Origin of the sequence: Elioraea tepidiphila DSM 17972, assembly GCF_000378465.1 — a bacterium.
Taxonomy (GTDB): domain Bacteria; phylum Pseudomonadota; class Alphaproteobacteria; order Acetobacterales; family Acetobacteraceae; genus Elioraea; species Elioraea tepidiphila.
In genome coordinates, this window is the sequence record NZ_KB899937.1 from 21,189 (window position 1) to 43,890 (window position 22,702).

Below are 22,702 nucleotides of genomic sequence, written 5' to 3' on the forward strand. Positions count from 1 at the left end.
CCGGCTTGGCTAGAAGGAAACCGCTTCAGCAGGAACGGTCCATGATCACCACGTATCGCGTCGAGAACGGCAAGCTGGTGGTCGGCGAGGCGCCGTCCCCCGCCGCCCTGCCGCCCCCCGTGCTGCCCGACCAGCCGCCGCTGCCGGCGATCCAGCCGGTCTGGATCGACCTCCTTCAGCCGACGCCGCAGGAGGAGCGGATGGTCGAGCGGCTGATCGGCGTCGAGCTGCCGACCCGCGAGGAGCAGCAGGAGATCGAGGCCTCTTCGCGCCTCTACCGCGAGGGCGAGGCGCTGTTCCTGACGGCTCCGTTCATGTACGGCTCCGAGACGGGCGAGCTCGGCTCGGCCGCGATCACCTTCGTGCTCACCACGCAGACGCTGGTCACCGTCCGCCACGCCACCCCGAAGGCGTTCGGCATGTTCGCCGCGCGGGCGCAGAAGAACCCGACGATGGTCGCGACCTCCGACGGGGTGATGCTCGGCCTCTTCGAGCACGTCGTCGACCGGCTTGCCGATATCCTCGAGCGGGTGGCGGCGGAGATGGACCGCCGGAGCCACGCCGCCTTCAAGTTGGCGAAGAGCCGCGAGACCGCCTCGGCAAAGGACGCCGCCCTCAAGGACGCGCTGATCGCTCTCGGCCAGGTGGGCGAGACGACCGCCCGCGCGTCCGACACCCTCGTCGGCCTCTCGCGGATCCTCGCCTTCATCGCGGTCGAGAAGGAGACGGCGATCCGCAAGGAGAACAAGCCGCGCATCAAGACGCTGGCGCGCGATGTGCGCGGCCTGCAGGAGCACGCCCACTTCCTGAACGACAAGGCGACCTTCCTGCTGGATGCCGTGCTCGGCCTGATCAACATCGAGCAGACGGCGGTGATCAAGACCTTCTCGGTGGTCGCGGTCGCGCTGATGCCGCCGACCCTGATCGCCTCGATCTACGGCATGAACTTCCAGTACATGCCGGAGCTGGAATGGAGCATCGGCTATCCGCTGGCGCTCGCCCTGATGGTGGCCTCGGCGGTGCTGCCGGTGATGTACTTCCGGCGCAAGGGCTGGCTGTAGCGGGAAGGTCGCGCGTCCGGTGCACGGCGCGATGCGCCGCGGGCCCTTCTCCGGCACGCCGGGCCGGGCGACGGTCGCCCAGTGACCTCCGCCGCGCTGCCCCTGCCGATCCTCATCCTGACGGGATTCCTCTCGGGGGCAGGAATCCGGCTCGCCGACCCGCTGCTGGCGCTGATCGCGTCAGATTTTGAGGCGAGGGTCGCCGCGGCCGCGCCGGTGGTGGCGGGATTCACCCTTGCCTACGGCCTCGCCCAGCCCGTGCTCGGCCCGCTCGGCGACCGGTTCGGCAAGCTCCGGCTGATCGCGGTCTGCATGGCCTGCTACGGCGCGGCGACCCTCGCGGCCGCCTTGGCGCCGAGCCTCGGTGCGCTGACGGTCGCACGCGCGGTCGCCGGCGCCTTCGCCGGCGGGCTCATTCCGGTCGCAATCGCCCTGATCGGCGATGCCACCACCTATGCGAACCGGCAGGCGACGCTCGGCCGGTTCATGACCGGGATGGTGCTGTCGAATCTCATCACCGCGCCGCTCGCCGGCATCGCCGGGGATGCCGTGGGCTGGCGGCCGGTGTTCGCGCTGCTTGGCGCGGCCGGCCTCGCGGACGCGGCCCCGCTCTGGCGCGAGGCGGCACGCCTCCCGCCGGCGCGGCACGGGCCCGGCTCAAGCGCCCTCGCGCGCTACGCCATGCTGCTGCGCCGCGCATCGGCGCGGCGGCTGCTGATCCTGGTTGGGCTGGAGGGCGCCTTCGCCTTCGGCGCGCCGCCCTTCATCGGCGCCTTCCTGGTCGAAGGCTACGGGCTCTCGTTCACCTGGGCCGGGCTGATCCTCGGCACGGCCGGGCTCGGCGCGCTGCTGTACACGCGAATCGCGGGTCTGCTGGTGCGGCACTTCGGCGAGCGCGGGCTGCTGATCGGCGGCGGGGTGGGGCTGGTCGTGTGGCTCGGCGGCGTGGGGCTCGCCCCGCCGCTGGTCGCGGTGGCGGCCGCGAACTTCATCGGCGGGCTCGCGCTGGGGTGCTTCCATGGCGTGTTGCAGGCGCGCGGATCGGAGATGCTGCCCGAGAGCCGCTCGACCGGGATGGCGGCCTTCGCCTTCTGCCTGTTCGTCGGCCTCGCCGCCGGGGCGGGCGCGGTGGGCGCGCTGCTGCCGCTGGTCGGCTACCGCATGCTGTTCGGCGCGGCGGCAACGGGCACCGCCCTCGTCGCGGCCGCAGCAGCGGCCGCACCGAGGGGCGCGCGCGCCTGAGCCCGCGTCAGGCGTTCGCCACCGGGGGTGGCGCGGGGTTCGCCCCGCCCGCCTGCTGCTGCTTGCGGCTCTGCCACAGGGCCAGGAAGTCGATCGGCTGCAGCATCACCGGCGGGAAGCCGCCGTCGCGCGTCACCTCGGCGACGATGTTGCGCGCGAACGGGAACAGCAGCCGCGGCGCCTCGACCAGCAGCACCGGCTCGACCAGATCCTGCGGGATGTTGTTCAGCGTGAAGATGCCGGCGTAGTCGAGCTCGGCGATGAAGGCGGCCTTGCCGGCCGACTTCGCCTCGGCGCGGATCGACAGCACCACCTCGAAGCTGCCCTGGGCGACCTGGCGCGCGTTCACGTCCAGGTTGATCGCCACCTCGGGCTGCTGCTTCAGCTGCACGAAGATGTCGGGTGCGCCCGGCACCTCGAAGGACAGGTCCTTCACGTATTGCAGGTTCACCACCAGCCCGGGCGCGGTGCCGCCCTGGCCGTCCCCGGCCTTGCCGTTGCCGTTGCCGGTCGTCTCGTTCATCGTCTCGCCCTTCGCGGTGTGCGCCGGCCCGCTACCACGCGCGGCCAGGGGCGGCAAGGCTCGCGGCCTTGACGGCGCGCGGGCGCGGGCCTAGCAGCCGGGCGCGCACCCCAAGCCCAGCGAGGACGCCTTGGCCTACGCGATCGATCCGCCGCCCGTGCCCGCCATCCCCGTCGCCGGCACCGACACGCTGTTCCCGGTGCGCCGCATCTGGTGTGTGGGCCGCAACTACGCCGAGCACGCGCGCGAGATGGGCCACGACCCGAACCGCGAGCCGCCGTTCTTCTTCGCCAAGCCCGCGGATGCGATCGTCCTCTCGGGCGCGACCATCCCCTTCCCGCCCGCGACCGAGGACCTGCACCACGAGATCGAACTCGTGGTCGCGATCGGCAAGGCCGGCATGGCGATCGACGAGGCGGCCGCGCTCGATCACGTGTTCGGCTACGCGGTCGGGCTCGACATGACGCGCCGCGACCGCCAGGCCGAGGCGAAGAAGCTCCAGCGGCCCTGGGAGATCGGCAAGGCGTTCGACCAGTCCTGCCCGATCACGCCGATCGTGCCGGCGTCGCGCATCGGCCATCCGGCCAAGGGGTCGATCTGGCTGAAGGTGAACGGCGCGATCCGCCAGCAGGGCGATCTCGCGCAGCAGATCTGGTCCGTGCCCGAGACGATCGCGTATCTCTCGCGCCTCGTCGCCCTCGCCCCGGGCGATCTGATCATGACCGGCACGCCCGCCGGCGTCGGCGCGGTGAAGCCGGGCGACCGGCTGGAGGGTCACGTGGACGGGGTGGGCGACCTGACCATCGCCTACGCCGCGGAAGGTGCCCGCGCGGCCGCCTGAGCGCCGCTCAGCCGATCACCCAGGGCACCGTCGCCGGCCCCGGCGCGGTCGGGTCGCAGCGGCGCCACTGGCCGTTCTGCGTCCGCTCGCCGGTGAGTGCCAGGATGAAGCCCCAGTGGCTCACCACCAGCGTGTCGGACCAGTCCGGGATCGTCGCCATCTCGGCCCGGAACGCGGCGGCGCGCGCCTCGATCTCGGCCTCGCTCTCGGTCAGCGCCGGCCACCACACCTCGTCGATGTGGCTGAAGTCGAGATCGGGCCAGCGGCGGGCGAGTTCGGTGACCGGCGTGCCGATGTCGCAGGTGAAGGCGCAGCGCTCGCGCACGATCGGGTTCACCACCACCGGCAGGTCGAGCGCGCCGGCGACGATGGCCGCGGTTTCGAGCGCGCGGGTGTAGGGGCTCGCGATGATGCGCGCGAGCCGCTCGCCCTTCAGCGCCTGCGCGGCCTCACGCGCCTGTGCACGGCCGAGCTCGGTCAGGCGCGGATCGACGATGCCGGGATCGACCCGGCTCAGCGTGAAGGCGGCGTTGAACTCGGATTGGCCGTGGCGGAGCAGGATCATGCGCCGCGCTTAGCCGGGCCGCGGGCCGGTCGCAAGCGGGCGAGCGGCGGCCAAGTCTGCTTGTGAATCCGCCCCCTGTCCCTTATGTCACGCGTGATGAGGGGCGACGATCTCCGATGAGCGGCGGTTTCCCGATCGACCTGATCCTGTTCGGGATGGTCGCCGCATTCCTTGTGCTCCGGCTGCGCAGCATCCTGGGCCGGCGCACCGGCTATGAACGCCCGCCGACGCCGGTCGAGCCGACCGGGGCCGGCGAGGAGGCCGCGCGGACGATCGACACGCGCGCCGAGGAGGTGGGGCCGCCCCAGATCGGCGGCCCGGGCCCGAAGCGCAGCCTCCCCGATCCCGCCAGCGCGGCCGGTCAGACCCTCGCCCGCATCCGCCAGATCGACCCGGACTTCGACCCGACCGGCTTCCTGGTCGGCGCCGAGGGCGCCTTTGCGATGATCGTCGACGCCTTCGCGCGCGGCGACCGCGACACGCTGCGCACGCTGCTGTCGCCCGATGTGTTCGGCGATTTCGACGCGGCGATCACCGCGCGCGAGCAGGCTGGCGAGCGCCAGCGCACCGATCTCGTGGCGCTGCGCGAAAGCGCGATCCTCGAGGCCGATCTGCGCGGGACGGTGGCGACCATCGGGGTCCGCTTCGTCTCGGACCAGATCAACATGACCTACGGCCCGGACGGCAGCGTGGTCGCCGGCGGCGAGGCGGTCACCGAAACGGTGGATGTCTGGTCCTTCGCGCGGGACTTGAACTCGGCCGACCCGACCTGGCTGCTGGTCGGGACCCGTTCGGAATAGTGGCGCGCGCGCCCGCGTCGTCCTGGCCATCCGACGTCCAGGTCCAGGGTCCGTTGCAACCGATCCGCGCAAGACTGCGCCGCAGCATCGCGGCTGCCTGCCTGATCGTGCTGGGCGGCTGCGTCGCCGTGCCGGTGCCGCAGGAGGCCGGCCCGCCCGACCGGCTGGGCCTCCAGCCGGCGCGCTTCGCCACCCTGCCGGGTTGGGCCGAGGATGCCCATGCCGAGGCCCTGCCGGCCTTCGCGGAGACCTGCGCGCGGCTGCGCCAGATGCCGGCCGACCGGACGCTCGGCGGCGGCGAGGCGGCCGCGGCGCTCGCGGGCCGGGTGGCCGACTGGCTGCCGCTGTGTGACGAGGCGGCGGCGATCGCGCCCGGCGATCACGCCGCGGCGCGCGCCTTCTTCGAGGCCCGGTTCCGGCCCTGGCTCGCCTCCAATGTCAGGACCCAGCCGAGCGACCCCTACGGCACCTTCACCGGCTATTTCGAGCCGGAGCTCACCGGCAGCCGGCGGCGGCGCGGTGCCGAACAGGTGCCGCTGCTGCAGCGCCCGCCCGACCTGATCGCCGTCGATCTCGGCGACTTCGTGCCCGAACTCGCCGGACGGCGCACGGCCGGGCAGGTGCGGGACGGCCGGCTCGTCCCCTATGCCAGTCGGGCCGAGATCGAGGGCGGGGCGCTGGACCGCCGCCGCCTGGAACTCCTGTGGCTCGATGATCCGATCGACGCCTTCTTCCTGCACGTGCAGGGCTCGGGCCGGGTGCGGCTCGCCGAAGGCGGGATCGCGCGGGTCGGCTTCGCCGGGCAGAACGGCCATCCCTACGTGCCGATCGGGCGCGTGCTGGTCGAGCGCGGCGCGATGACGCTCGATCAGGTCAGCATGCAGTCGATCCGCGCGTGGCTGCGCGCCCACCCGGGCGAGGCGCGCGCGGTGATGCAACAGAACCCGTCCTACGTGTTCTTCCGCGAGATCCGCGGCCTGCGCCCCGACGAGGGCCCGCCGGGCGCGTTCGGCGCGCCCTTGACGCCCGGCCGGTCGATCGCCGTCGACCACGTGCATATCCCGCTCGGCATTCCGCTCTGGATCGCCACGCGCGATCCGATGACGCAGCGGCCGCTCAACCGCGTCGTGCTCGCGCAGGATGTCGGCGGGGCGATCCGCGGCCCGGTGCGCGGCGACCTGTTCTGGGGCTGGGGCGAGGAGGCGGCCGAGGCCGCAGGACGGATGCGCGAGCGCGGGTTGTGGTGGCTGCTGCTGCCGGCTCAGCTCGGCCGTGTCGCCGAGGCGCCAGCCTCGGCCCCCGCGCGCTGATACCGGGCTGCCAAAGGTTTGACCGTTGGCAGCCCGGTATCGCGCGCAGGGCTGGTGTGGCGGCTGCGCGCCAAAGGAGGCCTCATACCCGGCGCACGAAGGTGAAACCTTCGTGCGCCGGGTATGAAACGGACCTCGGCCGCCCGATCCGCGCTCAGGCGCTCGCCGCGTCCAGCGCCGCGATCGCCTCCGCGTCGAGTTCCAGGCTCGCTGCCCGCACGAGATCGCGCAACTGCTCGATGCTCGTGGCACTCGCGATCGGCGCGGTGATGCCGGGGCGCGCGAGCTGCCAGGCGAGCGCGACCTGGGTCGGCGTCGCGTGGAGCCGGGCGGCGACCGCATCGAGCGCGGCCAGCACCTGCATCCCGCGCGGCGTCATGTGCTTCGCCACGCTGCGCGCGCCGCGCACGCTCTTGCCGAGATCGGCTTCGGATCGGTACTTGCCGGTGAGGAAGCCCGAGGCGAGCGAGGAGTAGGGGATCACGCCGACCTCGCGCGCGCGGCAGAGCGGCAGCAGCTCCGCCTCGATCGTGCGATCCATCAGGTTGTAGAGCGGCTGGAGGCTCTCGAAGCGCGGCAGGCCGAGCCGCGCGCTGGTCGCGAGCGCCGCATCGAGCCGGGCCGCGCTGTAGTTGGAGGCGCCGATCGCGCGCACCTTGCCCTGCTCGATCAGCCGGGCGAAGGCGCCGAGCGTCTCCTCCAGCGGCGTCGTCTCGTCGTCCTTGTGGGCCTGGTAGAGATCGATCGTCTCGATGCCGAGCCGCGTGAGGCTGGCCTCGACCGCGCGCGCGATCCAGGCCGAGGACAGCCCTTTGCCCTGGCCCGGCATCTCCATGCCGACCTTGGTCAGGATCACCACCCGGTCGCGCATCCCCGGGCGCGCCTTCAGCCATGCGCCGATGATGGTCTCGGACTCGCCTCCGGCATGGCCGGCCACCCAGGTCGAGTAGACATCCGCCGTGTCGATCGCGTTCAGCCCGGACGCCACCGCCTCGTCAAGCAGGCGGAACGACATCGCCTTGTCCGCCGTCCAGCCGAACACGTTGCCGCCGAACACCACCGGCGGCACGGCAATCCCGGACCGGCCCAGGCTTCGCTTCTGCATCCTCTGCTCCCCGTATCTTATACCCGGCGCACGAAGGTTTCACCTTCGCGCGCCGGGTATGAGGTTTCTTTTGGCGCGCAGCCGCCATACCAGCCCTGCGCGCAATACCGTCCGCACAAAAGTCGGACTTTTGTGCGGACGGTATTCGGCGGCGACAGCATGGACGCGCGGGTCGGGAGCGTCGAGCCGGCCCCGCGCACGAATCACTGGGACCGACTGGAGACCGTGTCGGCCGATCGTGCCGATCCGGGTGGTGATCCCGGCGGCCGCTGCTCGGTCACGCTGACGGCGGAGGCCCCGCGCCCGGCCATCCAGCGCGCGAACACGAAAGCGAGCGGATTGAGCGCGATCGAGAACAGCACCGCCGAGAGCGCGAGGTCCCGCCCCTCGACCGGCAGCAGCCCGAGCGCGATGCCCTGCTCGGCCAGCACGAGCGAGAACTCGCCGACCTGCGCGAGCGCGGCCGCGACCGTCCAGACCGCGGCCCGGCTCTGGCGGAACAGCGCCATGATCGCGATCGCCGCGAGCGACTTGCCGATCACCACGATCGCGAGTGTGGCCAGCACCGCGCCGGGCCGCTCGGTCAGCACCGAGGGGTCGAACATCATCCCGACCGCGACGAAGAACAGCACCGCGAAGGCGTCGCGGAACGGCAGCGACTGCTCGGCCGCGCGCGTGGCCATGCCCGAGCCGTGCATCACCATGCCGGCGAAGAACGCGCCGAGCGCGAAGCTCACGCCGAACACCTTGGCCGAGACATAGGCGATGCCGAGCGCCATGCCGAGCACGGCGAGCGTGAACAGTTCGCGCGACTTCAGATGCGCGACCATCACCAGCACCCAGGGCACGACGCGCCGGCCGAGCGGCATCATCAGCGCGACGAACAGCGCGAACTTGCCGAACACGATCGCGAGCGCGATGCCGAGCTGCTCGATGTCCATGCGGGCCAGCGCGCCAGCCGGGCTGCCGCCGAAGAACCCGGCGATGCCCGGCAGCACCACCAGCGCGACCACGACCGCGATGTCCTCGACCACCAGCCAGCCGACGGCGATGTGACCCTCGGGCGTGCCGAGCAGGTTGCGCTCGGTCAGCGCGCGCAGCAGCACCACCGTCGAGGCGACCGAGAGCGTCAGCCCGAACACGACGGCGGCGGGCCAGGACCAGCCCCAGAGATGCGCGACCAGGGCGCCGAGCACCGTCGCCGTGCCCATCTGCGCGATCGCGCCCGGCACGGCGACGCGACGCACCGCAAGCAGCTCGGCCGGGCTGAAATGCAGCCCCACGCCGAACATCAGCAGGATCACACCGAGCTCGGCGAGTTCGAGCGCGGTCGCCTGGTCGCCGACGATGCCGGGCGTGTGCGGCCCGAGCATGATGCCGGCCGCGAGATAGCCGACGATCGGCGGCAGCCGGATCAGCGCCGCGACCGTGCCGCCGACCAGCGCGTAGAGAAGGCCGAGACCGATCGTTGCGATCAGGGGATGGGTGGCATCCATGACGCCACCCTATGCAGATCACGACGCGCCGGCGCAACCGCCGCGTCGTGCCGCTGATCAGGCGCGGCGGGAGGAGGCCATGAACGGCAGCCCGGCCATCGCGTGGCGGCCGTCGCCGCGCGCCGGCTCGCCGCGGCGGTCGCCGCGGCCGCGCGGGCGCGGCTGCGCCTTGGCGGGACGCTGCGGTGGGCGATGCGGCTTGGGCGACGCGGGCGGCGCGGCCCCGCGCACGGGCTCACCCTCGGCGGGCAGGGCACGGCGGATGAGCGTCTCGATGTCGCGCAGGAAGGGCCGCTCCTCGGCCGAGCAGAAGCTGATCGCCACGCCGGCGGCACCCGCGCGCGCGGTGCGGCCGATCCGGTGCACGTACTGCTCCGGCACGTTCGGCAGGTCCATGTTGATCACATGCGTCACGCCATCGACATCGATGCCGCGCGCGGCGATGTCGGTCGCGACCAGCACGGGCACGCTGCCGTCGCGGAACTTGCGCAGCGCCGCCTCGCGCTGGCCCTGGCTGCGGTTGCCGTGGATCGCGTTCGCGGCGATGCCGTCGGCCTCGAGCTGGCGCACCACGCGATCCGCGCCGTGCTTGGTGCGCACGAACACCAGCGTGCGCCCGTCCGCTTCGCCCTTCAGCAGCTTGGCGAGCAGCAGGCGCTTGTCGCCCTGCGCGACGTGGATCACCCGCTGCTCGACCTTCTCGGCCGTGGTGGCGACGGGTGCGACCGAAACCCGCACGGGGTCCTTCAGCAGGTCGTTCGCCAGGCTCGCGATCGCCTGCGGCATGGTGGCCGAGAACAGGAGCGTCTGGCGCTGCTGCGGCAGGGCCGAGACGATCCGGCGGATCGGCTGGATGAAGCCCATGTCGAGCATCTGGTCGGCCTCGTCGAGCACGAACACCTCGACCGCATCGAGGAACGCCGTGCGTCCCTGCAGGTGGTCGATCAGCCGCCCCGGGGTCGCGACCAGGATGTCGACGCCACGCGCCAGCGCCGCGACCTGCGGCTGGTGGCCGACGCCGCCGAACACGGTGGCGACGCGGAGGCCGAGATGCCGGCCATAGGTGCGGAAGCTCTCGGCGATCTGGCTCGCGAGCTCGCGCGTCGGGCTCAGCACCAGGGCGCGGCAGGCGCGCTTGGGGGTGGGCCGGCGGTCCCGCAGCCGGTTCAGGATCGGCAGCGCGAAGGCCGCCGTCTTGCCGGTGCCGGTCTGGGCGATGCCGACCAGGTCGCGGCCCTGGAGCAGGACGGGAATCGCCTGGGCCTGGATGGGGGTGGGGGCGTCATAGCCCTCCTCGGCGAGCGCCTCGAGGATCGGGGCAGCCAGGCCGAGATCATTGAACGTCGTCACAGCAACAGTCTTTCGTGGTTCCGGCGCGTGCGCGCACGGGCGGTGCCGCGCCTGCGGCACCGCGATCGGGGGTTGGACGCCCCGCGTGAACCGGGCAATTCCGAGGAGATGTCGAGGGGCTTCGGCAGGACAGCGCGACCCGGATCGGGTCAAGCGCGCCGCTCACGCGGCCGAAGCGCCGCCGGGATGTTCTCCCGGCACACTGGCTAGATGCAGGTTCGGGCCGGGAAAGTCAAAGGAGTCGCGCGGATGGCTGATCCGCGTCCGGCGCCGCCGCGGCGAAATCCGCGCGCACGGGCCGCCAGATCCCGATCCCGCGCTCGCTCCGCAGCAGCCCCGGCAGCGCCGCGTGATACTCCCGGCGGTAGTCGCGCTTGAGCTGCACCTCGACGACATCGTCGAGATCCGCCCAGGTCTCGTAGAGCATGAACCGGGTCGGGTCCTCCGGGTCGCGGTGCAGCACGGCATTGATGAAGGTCGCCTCGTGCCGCATCGCATCCAGCACCGGCGTGAGCAGGCCGAGGAACGCGTCCTCGCATCCGGGCTTGACGTGCAGCGTAACGGTGAAGGCGACGGGCATGGTGCTCTCCCTGGCGATGGCGCGGGGAGAGTGACGGGATCAGGTGGTGGACGCGATAACCTTGGAGGTCATGGCGGCTCAGCAGCCGAGGGCTGAGGCAAGCCCGGTGAACGACGCGCAGACGACATCCCAAGGGCCGTCCGCGGCGAGATCCCTGGTCTGCGCCGGGCCGTACTCGGTCGGGCGCGCGACGAAGGCGGTGGCGAGGCCGCGCGCGGCCGCGGCCCTCAGGTCGCCGTTATGCGCGGCCACCATCATCACCTGCGCGGGTGGCAGGTCGAGCAGCCGGCACGCACCGTCATAGACCTCGGCGTCGGGCTTGTAGTGGCCGAACAGCTCGGCCGAGAGGATCACATCCCAGGGCAGGCGCGCGTGCTTCGCCATGGTCGCGAGCAGCGCGACATTGCCGTTCGAGAGCGTCGCCAGCGTGTAGCGATGGCGGAGCCGCCGCAGCCCCGCGACGCTGTCCGGCCACGGATCGAGCCGGTGCCAGGCGCGGTTCAGATGGTCGCGCGCCGCCTCGTCCAGGGCGGCGAGCCCGAAGCGCGGCAGCAGCGCATCGAGCGCGGCGCGATGCAGCCCGTCGATCGTGGTCCAGGGCAACTCGCCCTTGCGCACCCGATCCATCGACGGCGCGTATGCGGCGCGCCAGGCATCCGCGAGTGCGATCCCGTCCGTCTCGACCCCGATCCGGCGCGCGGCCGCCGCGACCTCGCGCGCGACACTGCTGCGCCAGTCCACCACCGTGCCGAACACGTCGAACACCAGCGCCGTGACGGTCATCGCCGTGCCCGCTCCTCCGCCTCGATCGCCGCCGTGGCTTTGGTCGCCTCCTCGCGGATCTGGCGCAGGATGTCGGCGCGCAGCGCGTTGAAGCGCGGATCGGTCAGGAGCTCGATCGAGCGCGGCCGCGGCAGGTCGATCACGATGCGGCTCCGCATCCGTCCGGGCCGCGCGGTCATCACATAGACCGTGTCGGCGAGGAAGATCGCCTCGTCGATGTCATGGGTGATGAACAGCACCGTGCCGCGCGCCTCGTCCCAGACGTGCGTGAGCAGCTCCTGCATCTGCATCCGCGTCTGCGCATCGAGCGCGCCGAACGGCTCGTCCATCAGATAGACGCGCGGGTTGAGGATCAGGCAGCGCGCGATGCCGACACGCTGCTTCATGCCGCCCGAGAGCTGATCCGGCAGGTGACGCTCGAACCCCGCGAGCCCGACCAGATCGAGGAAGCGCCGCGCCAATGCATCCGTCTCGGCCTTCGGCCGCCCGAGCATGCGCGGGCCGAAGGTGACGTTGTCCCAGACCGACAGCCACGGGAACAGCGACGCCTCCTGGAACACCACCGCGCGCTCGGGTCCCGGCGCGGCGACGGGCGTGCCGAACACGGTCGCGGAGCCTTCCGTCGGCGCTTCGAACCCGGCGATCACGTTGAGCAGCGTCGATTTGCCGCAGCCCGAGGGGCCGAGGATGCAGGCGAACTCGCCTTCCGCGAGCGTCATGTCGATCGCGGCGAGCGCCTCGACCGCCCCGGCGCGGCCGTCGAACACCTTGCGCAGGCCGCGGATAGCGACGGCGTGCGTCATGCCCGCGCCGTCTGCTTCCAGTGCAGCACGCGATGCTGCACCGCGACCAGCACGCGATCGGACAGGAACCCGGCGATGCCGATCGACACCATGTCGGCGATCACCACGTCCATGCGGCCGACATAGTAGGCATCCCAGAGCACATAGCCGAGGCCCGACTTCACTGCGACGATCTCGGCGACGATCACCGCGGTCCAGGCGATGCCCAGACCCAGCCGCATGCCGGTGAAGACGTTCGACAACGCGGCCGGCAGCACCACGCGCAGCAGAAGCTGCCGCTCGTTCGCCCCCATCATCCGCGCCGCGCGGATCAGGTTGCGCGGCACGTCGCGCGCGCCGGCGGTGGCGTTCACGACGATCGGGAAGAACGCGCCGAGCCCGATCAGGAACACGGCCCCCGCATCGCGGATGCCGAACACCGCGATCGCGAAGGGCAGCCAGGCGGTGATCGGGATCGGCCGGAGCGACTGGATCAGCGGATCGACCGCGCCGGCGACCATCCGGTTCCAGCCGATCATGATCCCCATCGGCACGCCGATCGCGATCGCGCAGGCGAAGCCGGTGAACACGCGCCGCGCGCTGAACAGCACCGTCTCGCCCCAGGTGCCGAGATACGGATTGAGCCCCATGCCGGGATCGGCGAAGGCCCAGTCCCACCACGCCTGCCCGACCAGGCTCGGCGCCGGCAGGATGCCCTGCGGCACGACGCCGCTGCGGCCCAGCGCCTCCCAGATCACCACCAGGATGAAGGGCAGGGCGAGACCGAGGCCGAGCTGCCCCAGCCCCGCACGCCCGAAGACGGCCGCGATCAACGCCTGACGACGGACTGGTAGATCGACAGGTCGAAGAACTGCGGCAGTTCCGCCGAGACGTCACGCGTCAGCACGCCGAGCCGATGGAACTCGCGCGCCTGGCGCTGCACCTGATCCACCGTCAGCGACTGCTCGAGCGTCATGTCGTCGGCGACCGCCTTCGCCACCTGCGGCGGCAGTCCGGTCCAGGCCGCGATCGCGTTGCCCAGCGCCTCCTTGCTGGCGGAGATGTCGTTCTGCACCTTGAGATAGGCCCACACCAGCCGGCGAAGCGCCTCGCGCTTCTGCTCCACGGCCGCACGCGTCGCGCCGACCATGCCGAGCTCGGCGCCGACCGCGCGGCTCGTCGAGTAGTCGAGCTTCGTCTGCCGGTATGCGAGGCCCTGCTGGATCGCCATGCTCTCGAACGGCTCCCAGCCGATGAACAGGTCGATGTCGCCGCGTTCCATCGCCTGCACGAAGGGCTGGCCGCCGCCCTGGATGTTGACGATGTTGAGGCGCCCATACGCGATGTTCTGTTCGGTCACGGTCGCGGCGAACTGGAACCACACCGCGCTGCCCGGCGCGATCGCGACGCGCTTGCCGTACAGGTCCTCCCACTTCTCCAGCGTCACGCCGTTGCGCACGATCGGGTGCTTCGCCGAGACGCCGACACCCATCAGCCCGATGATGCCGCGGAGGTTCTGGCTGACCGCGATCGGCACGTCGGCCGGCCCGATCGAGCCGACCTCGATCGAGCCCGACGCCAGCGCGGTGCGCACATCCGCATACCGGACGAAGTTGACCACCTCCACCTCGACGCCAAGGGGCCGCGCGATCTCCGCCACACCGTTGAACGGCGCGACATGCGGCACCTTCACCGCACCGATGGTCAGCCTCACCGGCGGGCTGAGCGGTGCGGGCGCGTCGATCAGCGGGGTGGTCGCAAGCGCGGGCGAGGCGAGTGTCGCCGCGAGCGCGATCGCGGCCAGGCGTCGGTGGGACATCTCGGAGGCTCCCAGTTTCGTTGTTCATGCGCGACGCTAGCCGGGTCGCCTCCGCCTGTCACGGCCCCCTCCTCCGCCTCCCGCGCCCGTGGTAGAGGGCTCGGGTCAGGAGCACCCGTTGAGCCGCAAGTTCTACACTGTCACCTGGGATCAGTTGCACCGCGACGGCAAGGCGCTCGCCTGGAAGCTCCTGCCGCTCGGCCCCTGGCACGGGATCGTGGCGATCACCCGCGGGGGGCTGATCCCGGCCGCGATCGTCGCGCGCGAGCTCGACTGCCGGCAGATCGAGACCGTCAGCATCGTCACTTACGAGGAGATGGATCGCGGCGAGCCGCAGGTGACGAAGCCGCCGATCGCGGCGGGCACGGGCGCGGGCTGGCTGATCGTCGATGATCTCGTGGACACGGGCGCGACCGCGAAGGTGGTGCGCGCGCTGCTGCCGGATGCGCATTTCGCCACCGTCTATGCCAAGCCCGCCGGCAAGCCGCTGGTGGACACCTACGTCACCGAGGTGAGCCAGGACACCTGGATCCTGTTCCCCTGGGACACCGAGCCGCAATTCGTCCAGCCGATCGCGAAGGCGAACGGAGTGCGCTGACATGCCAGTCATTCCACCACCCAATCCGCTGCCGCCCGAACTCGCCGCAATCCGCGACACGGTCACGCGGCTGTTCGAGAGCCGGATCATGGGCGAGATCGGCGGATACGAGGCGCGCCGCACGTTTCCGCGCCCGCTGATCCGCGCCATGGGCGAGGCGGGGCTGTTCGGCGCGGCATTCCCCGAAAAGCTCGGCGGCACCGATCTCGGCTTCATGGCGGTCGCGGTGATCTCGGAGGAGATCAGCCGGCTCAGGCCCGATCTCGGCTACTGCATGAACCTTCAGGCGATGACCTGCCCGTTCACGATCCTGAACTGGGGCACCGACGAGCAGGCCGCGCGGTTCGTCCCGCCCCTGATCGGCGGCGAGCGGATCGGCGCCTTCATGCTGACGGAGCCCGGCGGCGGCTCGGACCCCGCCGGAGCGATGAAGGCCCGCGCGGTGCGCGACGGCGACACCTACCGAATCTCCGGCTCGAAGCAGTGGATCACCTTCGCGCACGAGGCCGACACCGCAGTGCTGTTCGCCAAGACCGACCCCTCGGCCGGTCATCGCGGCATCACCGCCTTCGTGATCGAGCCGCGCTCGGCCCCCGGCTACCGCGCCGATCCGATCGCGATGCGCAACCTCTCGCCCGTGCTCTCCTCCTGCGCGGTGTTCTTCGACGAGTTCGCCGTGCCCGCGGCGAACCGGCTCGGCGCCGAGGGCGAGGGCTTCCGCATCGCCATGAACGCGCTCGAGTTCGGCCGGCTCACCGTCTCGGCACGGCTGGTCGGCGCAGCCCAGGGCTGTCTCGATCACGCGGCGGCTTACGCGCGCGAACGCGTCGTCGGCGGGCAGGCGATCGGGCGCTATCAGATGGTGCAGGCGCTGATCGCCGACATGGCGGCCGAGATCGCGGCCGCCCGCGCGCTGGTGCGCGAGCTCGCCGAGACCATGGACGCCGGCGCGCCCGCGAACCGGATCGCGAGCCTCGCCAAATACTTCGCCTCGCGCGCGGCCAAGACCGCGGTCGCCAACGCCACCGAGATCTTCGGCGGCTACGCGCTCGCCGACGAGTATCCGATCAGCATGTTCAAGGGCTTCATCGAGATGCTGAATGTCGGCGAGGGCTCGTCGAACGTGCAGCGCGTGCTGATCGCCGAGGATGCGCTCGGCTACAAGGACGCGAACCGCGCGAGCCTGCCCGCGCGCAAGTTTCGCCCTCGTGCGGCGGCGGAGTAGCGGCGATGCCCGGACTCTGGTTCGAGGAGTTCGCCGAGGGGATGGTGATCGAGCACCCGATCCGCCGCACCGTCACCGAGGCCGACAACACGCTGTTCTGCGCGATGACCATGAACCCGGCCGCGCTGCATCTCGATGCCGAGGCGATGAAGGCGAGCCCGTTCGGCGAGCGCATCGTCAACTCGCTGTTCACGCTCGGGCTGATGGTGGGGATCTCCGTGCACGACACCACGCTCGGCACCACGGTCGCCAATCTCGGTTTCGAGGAGGTGGCGTTCCCGGCCCCGCTGTTCCATGGCGACACGGTGCGCGTGCGCACCACCGTGCTGGGCGTGCGGGAAAGCAAGTCCCGCCCGTCCGAGGGCATCGTGACCTTCCTGCACGAGGCGATGAAGCAGGACGGCACCGTGGTCGCGCGCTGCCGCCGTGCCGCGCTGATGCGCAAGCGGCCCGCATGATCCCGCGCTCGTTCCTGTTCGTCCCCGCCGACAGCGACCGCAAGCTCGCGCGCGGCCCCGAGAGCGGCGCGGCCGCGCTGATCCTCGACCTCGAGGACTCCGTCGCCCTCGACCGCAAGCCGGTCGCGCGCGAAATGACCGCTGCCTGGCTGCGCGCGCGCCCCGCCTCGCCACAGGCCTGGGTGCGCGTGAACGCGTTCGACACCGGCCTCACCATGGCCGACCTCGCCGCGATCGTCGCCGCGCGCCCGGACGGCATCGTGCTGCCGAAATGCGAGAGCGCGGCCGATCTCGCGCGCCTCGATGCCGCGCTCTCGGCGCTCGAGGCGCGCGAGGGCCTGCCCGATCGTTCCATCCCCGTGATGCCACTCGTCACCGAGACCCCGGCGGCGATGTTCACCCTCGGCGCCTACGCCGGCGCGCCGCGCCTCGCCGCGCTGACCTGGGGCGGGGAGGACCTCGCCGCCGGGCTCGGTGCGCGCACGAACCGTCTGCCCGACGGCACCTGGGACGAGCCCTACCGCCTCGCGCGCGCACTGACGCTCATGGCCGCCGGTGCCGCCGGCGTGCCGGCGATCGACACGATCTATGCCGATGTCCGCAACCTCGACGGGCTGCGCGCCGAGTGCGAGGCCGGGCGACGCATGGGGTTCGCCGGGCGCATGGCGATCCACCCGGCGCAGATCGCGGTGATCGAGGAAGCCTATGCACCAACGGCGGAGGAACGGGCCTGGGCGGAGCGGGTGATCGCCGCGTTCGAAGCGGCCACTGGCGCAGGCGTGATCGCGCTCGACGGCAAGATGGTCGACAAGCCCCACCTGGTGCAGGCACGGCGACTGCTGGGCAAGTAGCAGGGTGGGGGGACGACGGTCGTCCCCCCACACCCCCCTCCATTATCGGGCGCCGGTCTCGGACTCGTAGCGCGCCTTGGTCTCCGCGTTGGGCGGGTACAGGCCAGGCAGGGGCACGCCCTTCTCCACCTCGCGCATGATCCAGGCTTCGAGCTTCTCCTGCGCCTCGGCCTCGCGCGTCACCGCCTCCACCATCGCCTGCGGAATCAGCACCGCGCCGTCATCGTCCGCCACCACCACGTCGCCGGGATAGACCGCCACACCACCGCAGCCCACCGGCTCCTCCCAGTTCACGAAGGTCAACGCCGCGACCGAGGGCGGCGCCGCTTCCAACGCGCACCACACCGGCAGGCTCGTGCCCCGCACGCCCACCGCATCGCGCACCGCCCCCTCGGTGACCAGCGCAGCCACGCCCTTCTTCGCCATCCGCGCGCACAGGATGTCGCCGAAGATACCCGCCTCGGTCACGCCCTCGGTGCTGGCGACCACCACCACGCCCTCAGGCATCGCCTCGATCGCCCCGCGCGTCGAACGCGGATTCGCCCAGCTCTCGGGCGTGGCCAGATCCTCGCGCGCCGGAATGAAACGCAGCGTGAACGCAGGCCCCACCACGCGCTTCTGGCCTGCGCGCAACGGCCGCGGCCCCGTCATCCAGGTCTTGCGCAGCCCCTTCTTCAACAGCACCGTCGTCAGCGTCGCCGTCGTCACGCCCGCGAGCGTGTCGCGGATGGCCGGTGTCAAGGTCATGGTCGCGTCCTTGTCCTTTCCGAACGATGATCAGTCGAGCCGCGCGCCCGAGCGCCGGACCACTTCGGCCCAGCGCGCGGTCTCGGAAACCACGAAAGCGGCGAACTCCGCCGGCGTCGCGCTCAACGGCTCGGCGCCGAGTTCGCTCAGACGCCCGAGCAGGCTGCCGTTCGGTCCGGTCATCTCGGCCATCGCCGCGGCAAGGCGCTGCACGATCGCATCCGGCGTGCCGGCCGGCGCGAACAGGCCGAACCAGGCGCCGGTGACGAAGCCCGGCACCCCCGCCTCGGTGAAGGTGGGCACATCGGGCAGCGCCGCCATCCGGGCGCGCGAGGCGACCGCGATCGGCCGCACGCGCCCGTCGCGGATCTGACCGATCGTGCCCGGCAGCAGTTCGAACATCAGCTCGATCCGCCCGGCGATCAGGTCGGTCTGCGCCGGCGCCGAGCCGCGATACGGCACGTGCTCCATCTCGATGCCGGCCGCCGCCTTGAACATCTCGCCGGCGAGATGGATCGAGGTGCCGTTGCCGGACGAGCCGAAGCGCAGCCGGCCGGGATTCGCCTTCGCGTAGGCGACGAATTCCGCGACGGTGCGGGCAGGCACGTCCGGGTGCACGACCAGGATGTTGGGCACGATCGCAAGCGGCGCGATCGCCACGAAATCCTTGATCGGATCGTAGGGCAGGCGCTCGAACAGCGCCGCGTTCGCCGCGTGCGTGCCCTGGGTGCCGAGGAAGACGGTGTAGCCGTCGGGCGCGGCGCGCGACACTGCCTCGGCGGCGATGTTGCCGGAGGCGCCGGGCCGGTTCTCGACCACCACCGGCTGGCCGATCGCCGCGCCGAGCCGCTCGGCCAGCAGCCGCCCGAGCACATCCGCGGTTCCGCCCGGCGGAAAGGGCAGCACGAGGCGGGGTGGTCGCGTTGGCCAGCTCTGCGCGCGCGCGAGCGTCGGTGCTGCCGCCAGCGCAGCGAGCAGCACGCGGCGTGTCATCCTTGCGTCCATCAGGGCAGTCCCGGGTTGCCGTGTCGGGGTCGATCAACCATCCGCGGCGCCCGGCGTCAATGCGGCCGTCAGCGGAACAGGGTCTTGGGCAGCCAGGTCGCGAGCTCGGGGAACATCCAGAGCACGCCGAGCGCCAGAACCTGCAACGCGACGAACGGGATGCTGCCGCGATAGATGTCGCCGGTCGTCACCGAGCCCGGCGCCACGCCGCGCAGATAGAACAGCGCGAAGCCGAACGGCGGCGTCAGGAAGCTCGTCTGCAGGTTCACCCCGATCATCACGCCAAGCCAGATCGGATCGATGTCGAGCATCAGCAGCGCGGGCGCCGTCAGCGGCACGACGATGAACACGATCTCGAACGTGTCGAGGAAGAACCCGAGCACGAACATCAGCCCCATCGCCGCGAGCACGGCGCCGACGCGCCCACCCGGCAATCCGTGCAGCACCTCCTCGATCAGAAGCTCGCCCCCCATGGTGCGGAACACCAGGCTGAAGATCGAGGCGCCGAACAGGATCACGAACACCATCGCGGTGGTCTTCAACGTACTTTCGGCGGCCTCCTGCAACCGGCCGAACGAGAGCTCGCGGCGCACGAAGGCGAGCAGCACCGCCCCCACGGCGCCGACCGAGGCACTCTCGGTCGGCGTGGCGATGCCGCCGAGGATCGAGCCGAGCACGGCCATGATCAGCACCAGCGGCGGCACGAGCGAGGACACGATCCGCCGCGGCAGGCTCGCCCGCTTGGCATCGGTCATGGTGATCGCCGGGGCTCCGGACGGGCGGAGCGCGGCGAACAGCACCGCCCAGACGATGTAGAGCCCGACCAGCAGCAGTCCCGGCAGCACTGCCCCCGCGAACAGGTCGGACACCGACACGGGGTCGGGCGCGAAATTGCCCTTGCGCAACTGCGCCTCGGAATTGGCGCCCTGAATGAAGTCGGCGACGAAGATCAGGATCGTCGAGGGCGGGATGATCTGGCCCAAGGTGCCGGAGGCGCAGATCGCTCCCGTCGCGAGTTTCGGGTCGTAGCCCGCGCGCAGCATCGCCGGCAGGCTGATCAACCCCATCGTCACCACGGTCGCGCCGACCACGCCGGTCGAGGCCGCGAGCAGCGCGCCGACGATGATGACGGAGATCGCAAGCCCGCCGCGCACGGGGCCGAAGCACTGGCCCATCGTCGTCAGCAGCGCCTCGGCGATACGGGTCCGCTCCAGCACCGTGCCCATGAAGATGAACAGCGGCACCGCGACCAGCACCTCGGATTGCATGATGCCGAAGTAGCGCGGCGCGATGGTCGCGAAGTAGGACGGGTCGAACGCCCCGACCAGCCAGCCCGCGAGCGCGAAGGACAGCGAGGTGCCGGCCAGCGTGAACGCGACCGGATAGCCGAGCATCAGCGTGCCGATCGTCACCACGAACAGCAGGACGGAGAGGATCTCCCCGAGAACGACCGGCTCCATGGTTCAGGACGATCCGGCCGTCAGATGCGGCGCGTGTTCGGGCCGCCCGCCGAGCAGCAGCGCCGCCTTGGCGGCCTGCGCAAGTCCCTGGAGCCCGAGCATGACGCAGAAGCCGAGCACACAGGACTTGAGCAGGTAGAGCCCGGGCAGACCCCCGATGTTCTGGCTCCCTTCGCCGAACATCCAGGAAAGCCGGACCGCCGGCCACGTGTACACCCAGATCACGGCCAGCATCGGCAGCAGGAAGACCACCGTCCCGAGCAGCTCCACCTTCGCCTTCGTGCGCGGGTCGGCCGCGCGGTAGAACAGATCGACGCGGACATGCGCGTCCGCGCGCAGCGCGAAGGCCGCACCCAGCGTGAACCCCGCGCCGTTCAGCCAGACATAGACGTCCTGCATCCAGCTGAACGCGATGCCGAAACCGTAGCGCAGCACGACGTTGACGAAGCAGACGAGCACGGCCGCGATCAGCCCCCACGCGAGCAGGCGCCCTACCGCGTTGCTCAGCGCATCGACCGCGCGCACGAACAGGACAAGTGCCGCCATGGCCCCAGGACGTATCCCCCGATCGCGGCACGGCCCGAACGGGCGCCGCGCGTCGGACCCTATGGGGAGGGCAGCGCAAACGCAAACGAAACACGGAAGCGCGTGGGAACCGCGGGTTGCGGACCCGGCCCGCGCTGTGGCACGGCCTGAGGCCATGCCAGGACGTCGATGGATCACGCTCGGTTGCACGGCGCTCGTGCTTGCGGGGCGTCCTCGGGCCGCCCGCGCCGAGGATGCAGCCTGGGGTGCCGCGCGGCAGGGACGCGCGGCCGTGCTCATGCGCCACGCGGTCGCGCCGGGCGGCGGCGATCCGCCCGGGTTCCGGATCGACGACTGTTCCACCCAGCGCCTGCTCTCCGAGGCGGGCCGCGCCCAGTCCCGCGCGATCGGGGAGGCGCTCCGTGCCCGCGGCATCGCGTCGGCGCGCGTGCTCTCGTCCGCCTGGTGCCGCTGCCTCGACACCGCCGAACGGCTTGGCCTCGGTCCCGTGACCATCGAGCCGATCCTGAACAGCTTCTTCGCCGATCGCAGCACGGCCGAGGCGCAGACGGCGGCGCTGCGCGGGATGTTGCGCAACTGGAGCGAGCCGCGCCCGCTCGTGCTGGTGACCCATCAGGTGAACATCACCGCGCTGACCGGCGTGTTCCCCGCTTCGGGCGAGGCGCTGTTGGTGTATACCGGGACGCGCGCCGGCACGGTTGCGCTGCGCGTCCCGCCTCCCCCCGCCTGAACGGACCCCGACCGCAATGGACATGACCTCCGCGTTGCAGGCGCTGCTGCTCGGCATCGTCGAGGGCGCGACCGAGTTCATCCCCGTGTCGTCCACAGGCCACCTGATCCTGGTGATCGACCTCCTCGGCTTCGTCGGCACGCCCGGCAAGAGTTTCGAGATCGTCATCCAGATGGGCGCGATCCTGGCCGTGGTCGCGATCTATTTCCGCAAGCTCTGGGGGCTCGCCTTCGGCATGGTCACCGATCGCGAGGCGCGGCTCTATGTGCGCAACCTGCTGCTCGCCTTCCTGCCCGCGCTCGTGATCGGCGCCACGCTCTACGGGCCGGTGACGCGCTTCCTGTTCAATCCCTACGTCGTCTGCGCCGCGCTGATCGCCGGCGGCATCGCGATCATCCTGATCGAGCGGTTCCGCGGCGAGCCGACCGCGCACCGCGTCGAGGCGATCACGCCGCGCCTGGCCCTCGCGATCGGCTTCTTCCAGGTGCTGGCGATGGTCCCGGGAACCTCGCGCTCCGGCGCCACGATCATCGGCGCGCTGCTGCTCGGGGTCGCTCGCCCCGCCGCGCTCGAATTCAGCTTCATGCTCGCCATCCCCACCATGTTCGCCGCGACCACGTACAGCCTCTACCGCGAATGGTCGGCGCTCACCTGGGACGGCGCCGGGCTGATCGCGATCGGGTTTGCATCCGCCTTCGTCGTCGCCTTCGCCGTGGTCCGCCTCGTGCTCGCCTTCATCGCGAAGATCGGCTTCGCACCGTTCGGCTACTACCGGATCGCGCTGGGCCTTGTCATGCTGGCGGTCCTGACGACGCGCTGAGGGAG

The 22,702-nt window shown here is 71.4% G+C and carries 25 protein-coding genes; 11 read left to right on the forward strand and 14 right to left on the reverse strand.

Annotation, left to right across the window (positions count from 1 at the left end; all coding sequences use genetic code 11):
- The first annotated feature begins 41 nt into the window (after positions 1 to 41).
- Positions 42 to 1,061, forward strand: coding sequence for a magnesium transporter CorA family protein (locus tag F563_RS0118290; protein WP_019016145.1), 1,020 nt, complete (start codon positions 42 to 44; stop codon positions 1,059 to 1,061).
- Between the two features lie 81 nt (positions 1,062 to 1,142).
- Positions 1,143 to 2,303: an MFS transporter gene (locus tag F563_RS0118295; protein ID WP_019016146.1), complete on the forward strand. Its 1,161-nt coding sequence runs from the start codon at positions 1,143 to 1,145 to the stop codon at positions 2,301 to 2,303.
- A gap of 7 nt (positions 2,304 to 2,310) precedes the next feature.
- On the opposite strand, the gene secB is transcribed toward F563_RS0118295, so the two are convergent.
- Complete coding sequence (gene secB, locus F563_RS0118300; RefSeq protein WP_019016147.1) at positions 2,311 to 2,826, reverse strand: protein-export chaperone SecB; 516 nt, start codon at positions 2,824 to 2,826, stop codon at positions 2,311 to 2,313.
- Positions 2,827 to 2,956: 130 nt separating this feature from the next.
- Between secB and F563_RS23235 the strand changes: the two genes are divergently transcribed.
- A complete protein-coding gene (locus F563_RS23235; RefSeq protein WP_019016148.1) occupies positions 2,957 to 3,667 on the forward strand; it encodes a fumarylacetoacetate hydrolase family protein in 711 nt (236 codons plus the stop codon).
- Between the two features lie 7 nt (positions 3,668 to 3,674).
- Here F563_RS23235 and F563_RS0118310 read toward each other — a convergent pair whose 3' ends face one another.
- The gene (locus F563_RS0118310; RefSeq protein WP_019016149.1) at positions 3,675 to 4,232 is read right to left on the reverse strand and encodes a histidine phosphatase family protein; all 558 of its coding nucleotides are present in this window, start codon (positions 4,230 to 4,232) and stop codon (positions 3,675 to 3,677) included.
- Positions 4,233 to 4,348: 116 nt separating this feature from the next.
- Between F563_RS0118310 and F563_RS0118315 the strand changes: the two genes are divergently transcribed.
- Both F563_RS0118315 and mltA read left to right on the forward strand, forming a co-directional pair.
- Positions 4,349 to 5,032, forward strand: a complete 684-nt coding sequence (locus F563_RS0118315) for a Tim44/TimA family putative adaptor protein (protein WP_019016150.1) — start codon at positions 4,349 to 4,351, stop codon at positions 5,030 to 5,032.
- A 53-nt stretch (positions 5,033 to 5,085) separates the two neighbouring features.
- Positions 5,086 to 6,342 carry a murein transglycosylase A gene (gene mltA / locus F563_RS0118320; RefSeq protein WP_156825258.1) on the forward strand — a complete coding sequence of 419 codons (1,257 nt, stop codon included), beginning with the start codon at positions 5,086 to 5,088 and terminating at the stop codon, positions 6,340 to 6,342.
- A gap of 154 nt (positions 6,343 to 6,496) precedes the next feature.
- Here mltA and F563_RS0118325 read toward each other — a convergent pair whose 3' ends face one another.
- The 8 genes from F563_RS0118325 to F563_RS0118360 form a co-directional block, all read right to left on the reverse strand.
- On the reverse strand, positions 6,497 to 7,447 hold the full coding sequence (locus F563_RS0118325) for an aldo/keto reductase (RefSeq protein ID WP_019016152.1): 951 nt from the start codon (positions 7,445 to 7,447) through the stop codon (positions 6,497 to 6,499).
- A gap of 203 nt (positions 7,448 to 7,650) precedes the next feature.
- Positions 7,651 to 8,943 (reverse strand): cation:proton antiporter domain-containing protein, encoded by a 1,293-nt coding sequence (locus F563_RS23240; protein WP_019016153.1) that lies wholly within the window; start codon positions 8,941 to 8,943, stop codon positions 7,651 to 7,653.
- Positions 8,944 to 9,000: 57 nt separating this feature from the next.
- Positions 9,001 to 10,293 (reverse strand): DEAD/DEAH box helicase, encoded by a 1,293-nt coding sequence (locus F563_RS0118335; RefSeq protein ID WP_019016154.1) that lies wholly within the window; start codon positions 10,291 to 10,293, stop codon positions 9,001 to 9,003.
- Between the two features lie 232 nt (positions 10,294 to 10,525).
- Positions 10,526 to 10,873 carry a putative quinol monooxygenase gene (locus F563_RS0118340; protein ID WP_019016155.1) on the reverse strand — a complete coding sequence of 116 codons (348 nt, stop codon included), beginning with the start codon at positions 10,871 to 10,873 and terminating at the stop codon, positions 10,526 to 10,528.
- Positions 10,874 to 10,951: 78 nt separating this feature from the next.
- Positions 10,952 to 11,656: a haloacid dehalogenase type II gene (locus tag F563_RS0118345; protein ID WP_019016156.1), complete on the reverse strand. Its 705-nt coding sequence runs from the start codon at positions 11,654 to 11,656 to the stop codon at positions 10,952 to 10,954.
- Entirely contained in the window at positions 11,653 to 12,459 is an 807-nt protein-coding gene (locus F563_RS0118350; protein WP_019016157.1) for an ABC transporter ATP-binding protein, read from the reverse strand. The genes F563_RS0118345 and F563_RS0118350 overlap by 4 nt, the downstream gene beginning before the upstream one ends.
- Positions 12,456 to 13,271 (reverse strand): ABC transporter permease, encoded by an 816-nt coding sequence (locus tag F563_RS0118355; protein ID WP_019016158.1) that lies wholly within the window; start codon positions 13,269 to 13,271, stop codon positions 12,456 to 12,458. Before F563_RS0118355 ends, F563_RS0118350 begins: the two co-directional genes overlap by 4 nt.
- The gene (locus F563_RS0118360) at positions 13,268 to 14,257 is read right to left on the reverse strand and encodes an ABC transporter substrate-binding protein (RefSeq protein WP_019016159.1); all 990 of its coding nucleotides are present in this window, start codon (positions 14,255 to 14,257) and stop codon (positions 13,268 to 13,270) included. The genes F563_RS0118355 and F563_RS0118360 overlap by 4 nt, the downstream gene beginning before the upstream one ends.
- Positions 14,258 to 14,375: 118 nt before the next feature.
- Here F563_RS0118360 and gpt point away from each other — a divergent pair, with 118 nt between their 5' ends.
- Genes gpt through F563_RS0118380 form a run of 4 tightly spaced genes read left to right on the forward strand, consistent with a single transcriptional unit; the run spans position 14,376 to position 17,389 of the window.
- Complete coding sequence (gene gpt, locus F563_RS0118365; protein WP_019016160.1) at positions 14,376 to 14,855, forward strand: xanthine phosphoribosyltransferase; 480 nt, start codon at positions 14,376 to 14,378, stop codon at positions 14,853 to 14,855.
- Position 14,856: 1 nt separating this feature from the next.
- The gene (locus tag F563_RS0118370) at positions 14,857 to 16,080 is read left to right on the forward strand and encodes an acyl-CoA dehydrogenase family protein (RefSeq protein ID WP_019016161.1); all 1,224 of its coding nucleotides are present in this window, start codon (positions 14,857 to 14,859) and stop codon (positions 16,078 to 16,080) included.
- 5 nt (positions 16,081 to 16,085) lie between these two features.
- Positions 16,086 to 16,538, forward strand: coding sequence for a MaoC family dehydratase (locus tag F563_RS0118375; protein WP_019016162.1), 453 nt, complete (start codon positions 16,086 to 16,088; stop codon positions 16,536 to 16,538).
- On the forward strand, positions 16,535 to 17,389 hold the full coding sequence (locus F563_RS0118380) for an HpcH/HpaI aldolase/citrate lyase family protein (protein ID WP_019016163.1): 855 nt from the start codon (positions 16,535 to 16,537) through the stop codon (positions 17,387 to 17,389). Before F563_RS0118375 ends, F563_RS0118380 begins: the two co-directional genes overlap by 4 nt.
- Before the next feature lie 42 nt (positions 17,390 to 17,431).
- On the opposite strand, the gene F563_RS0118385 is transcribed toward F563_RS0118380, so the two are convergent.
- The 4 genes from F563_RS0118385 to F563_RS0118400 form a co-directional block, all read right to left on the reverse strand.
- Positions 17,432 to 18,136 (reverse strand): ribonuclease activity regulator RraA, encoded by a 705-nt coding sequence (locus F563_RS0118385; protein WP_019016164.1) that lies wholly within the window; start codon positions 18,134 to 18,136, stop codon positions 17,432 to 17,434.
- Positions 18,137 to 18,166: 30 nt separating this feature from the next.
- Positions 18,167 to 19,141 carry a Bug family tripartite tricarboxylate transporter substrate binding protein gene (locus F563_RS0118390; RefSeq protein WP_035575652.1) on the reverse strand — a complete coding sequence of 325 codons (975 nt, stop codon included), beginning with the start codon at positions 19,139 to 19,141 and terminating at the stop codon, positions 18,167 to 18,169.
- A gap of 68 nt (positions 19,142 to 19,209) precedes the next feature.
- Positions 19,210 to 20,601 carry a TRAP transporter large permease gene (locus F563_RS0118395; RefSeq protein ID WP_019016166.1) on the reverse strand — a complete coding sequence of 464 codons (1,392 nt, stop codon included), beginning with the start codon at positions 20,599 to 20,601 and terminating at the stop codon, positions 19,210 to 19,212.
- Between the two features lie 3 nt (positions 20,602 to 20,604).
- Positions 20,605 to 21,147: a TRAP transporter small permease subunit gene (locus F563_RS0118400; protein ID WP_019016167.1), complete on the reverse strand. Its 543-nt coding sequence runs from the start codon at positions 21,145 to 21,147 to the stop codon at positions 20,605 to 20,607.
- A gap of 154 nt (positions 21,148 to 21,301) precedes the next feature.
- On the opposite strand from F563_RS0118400, the gene F563_RS0118405 reads away from it, so the two are divergent.
- The gene (locus tag F563_RS0118405) at positions 21,302 to 21,877 is read left to right on the forward strand and encodes a histidine phosphatase family protein (RefSeq protein ID WP_026299703.1); all 576 of its coding nucleotides are present in this window, start codon (positions 21,302 to 21,304) and stop codon (positions 21,875 to 21,877) included.
- 16 nt (positions 21,878 to 21,893) lie between these two features.
- Entirely contained in the window at positions 21,894 to 22,697 is an 804-nt protein-coding gene (locus F563_RS0118410; RefSeq protein ID WP_019016169.1) for an undecaprenyl-diphosphate phosphatase, read from the forward strand.
- The last annotated feature ends 5 nt before the right edge of the window (positions 22,698 to 22,702 follow it).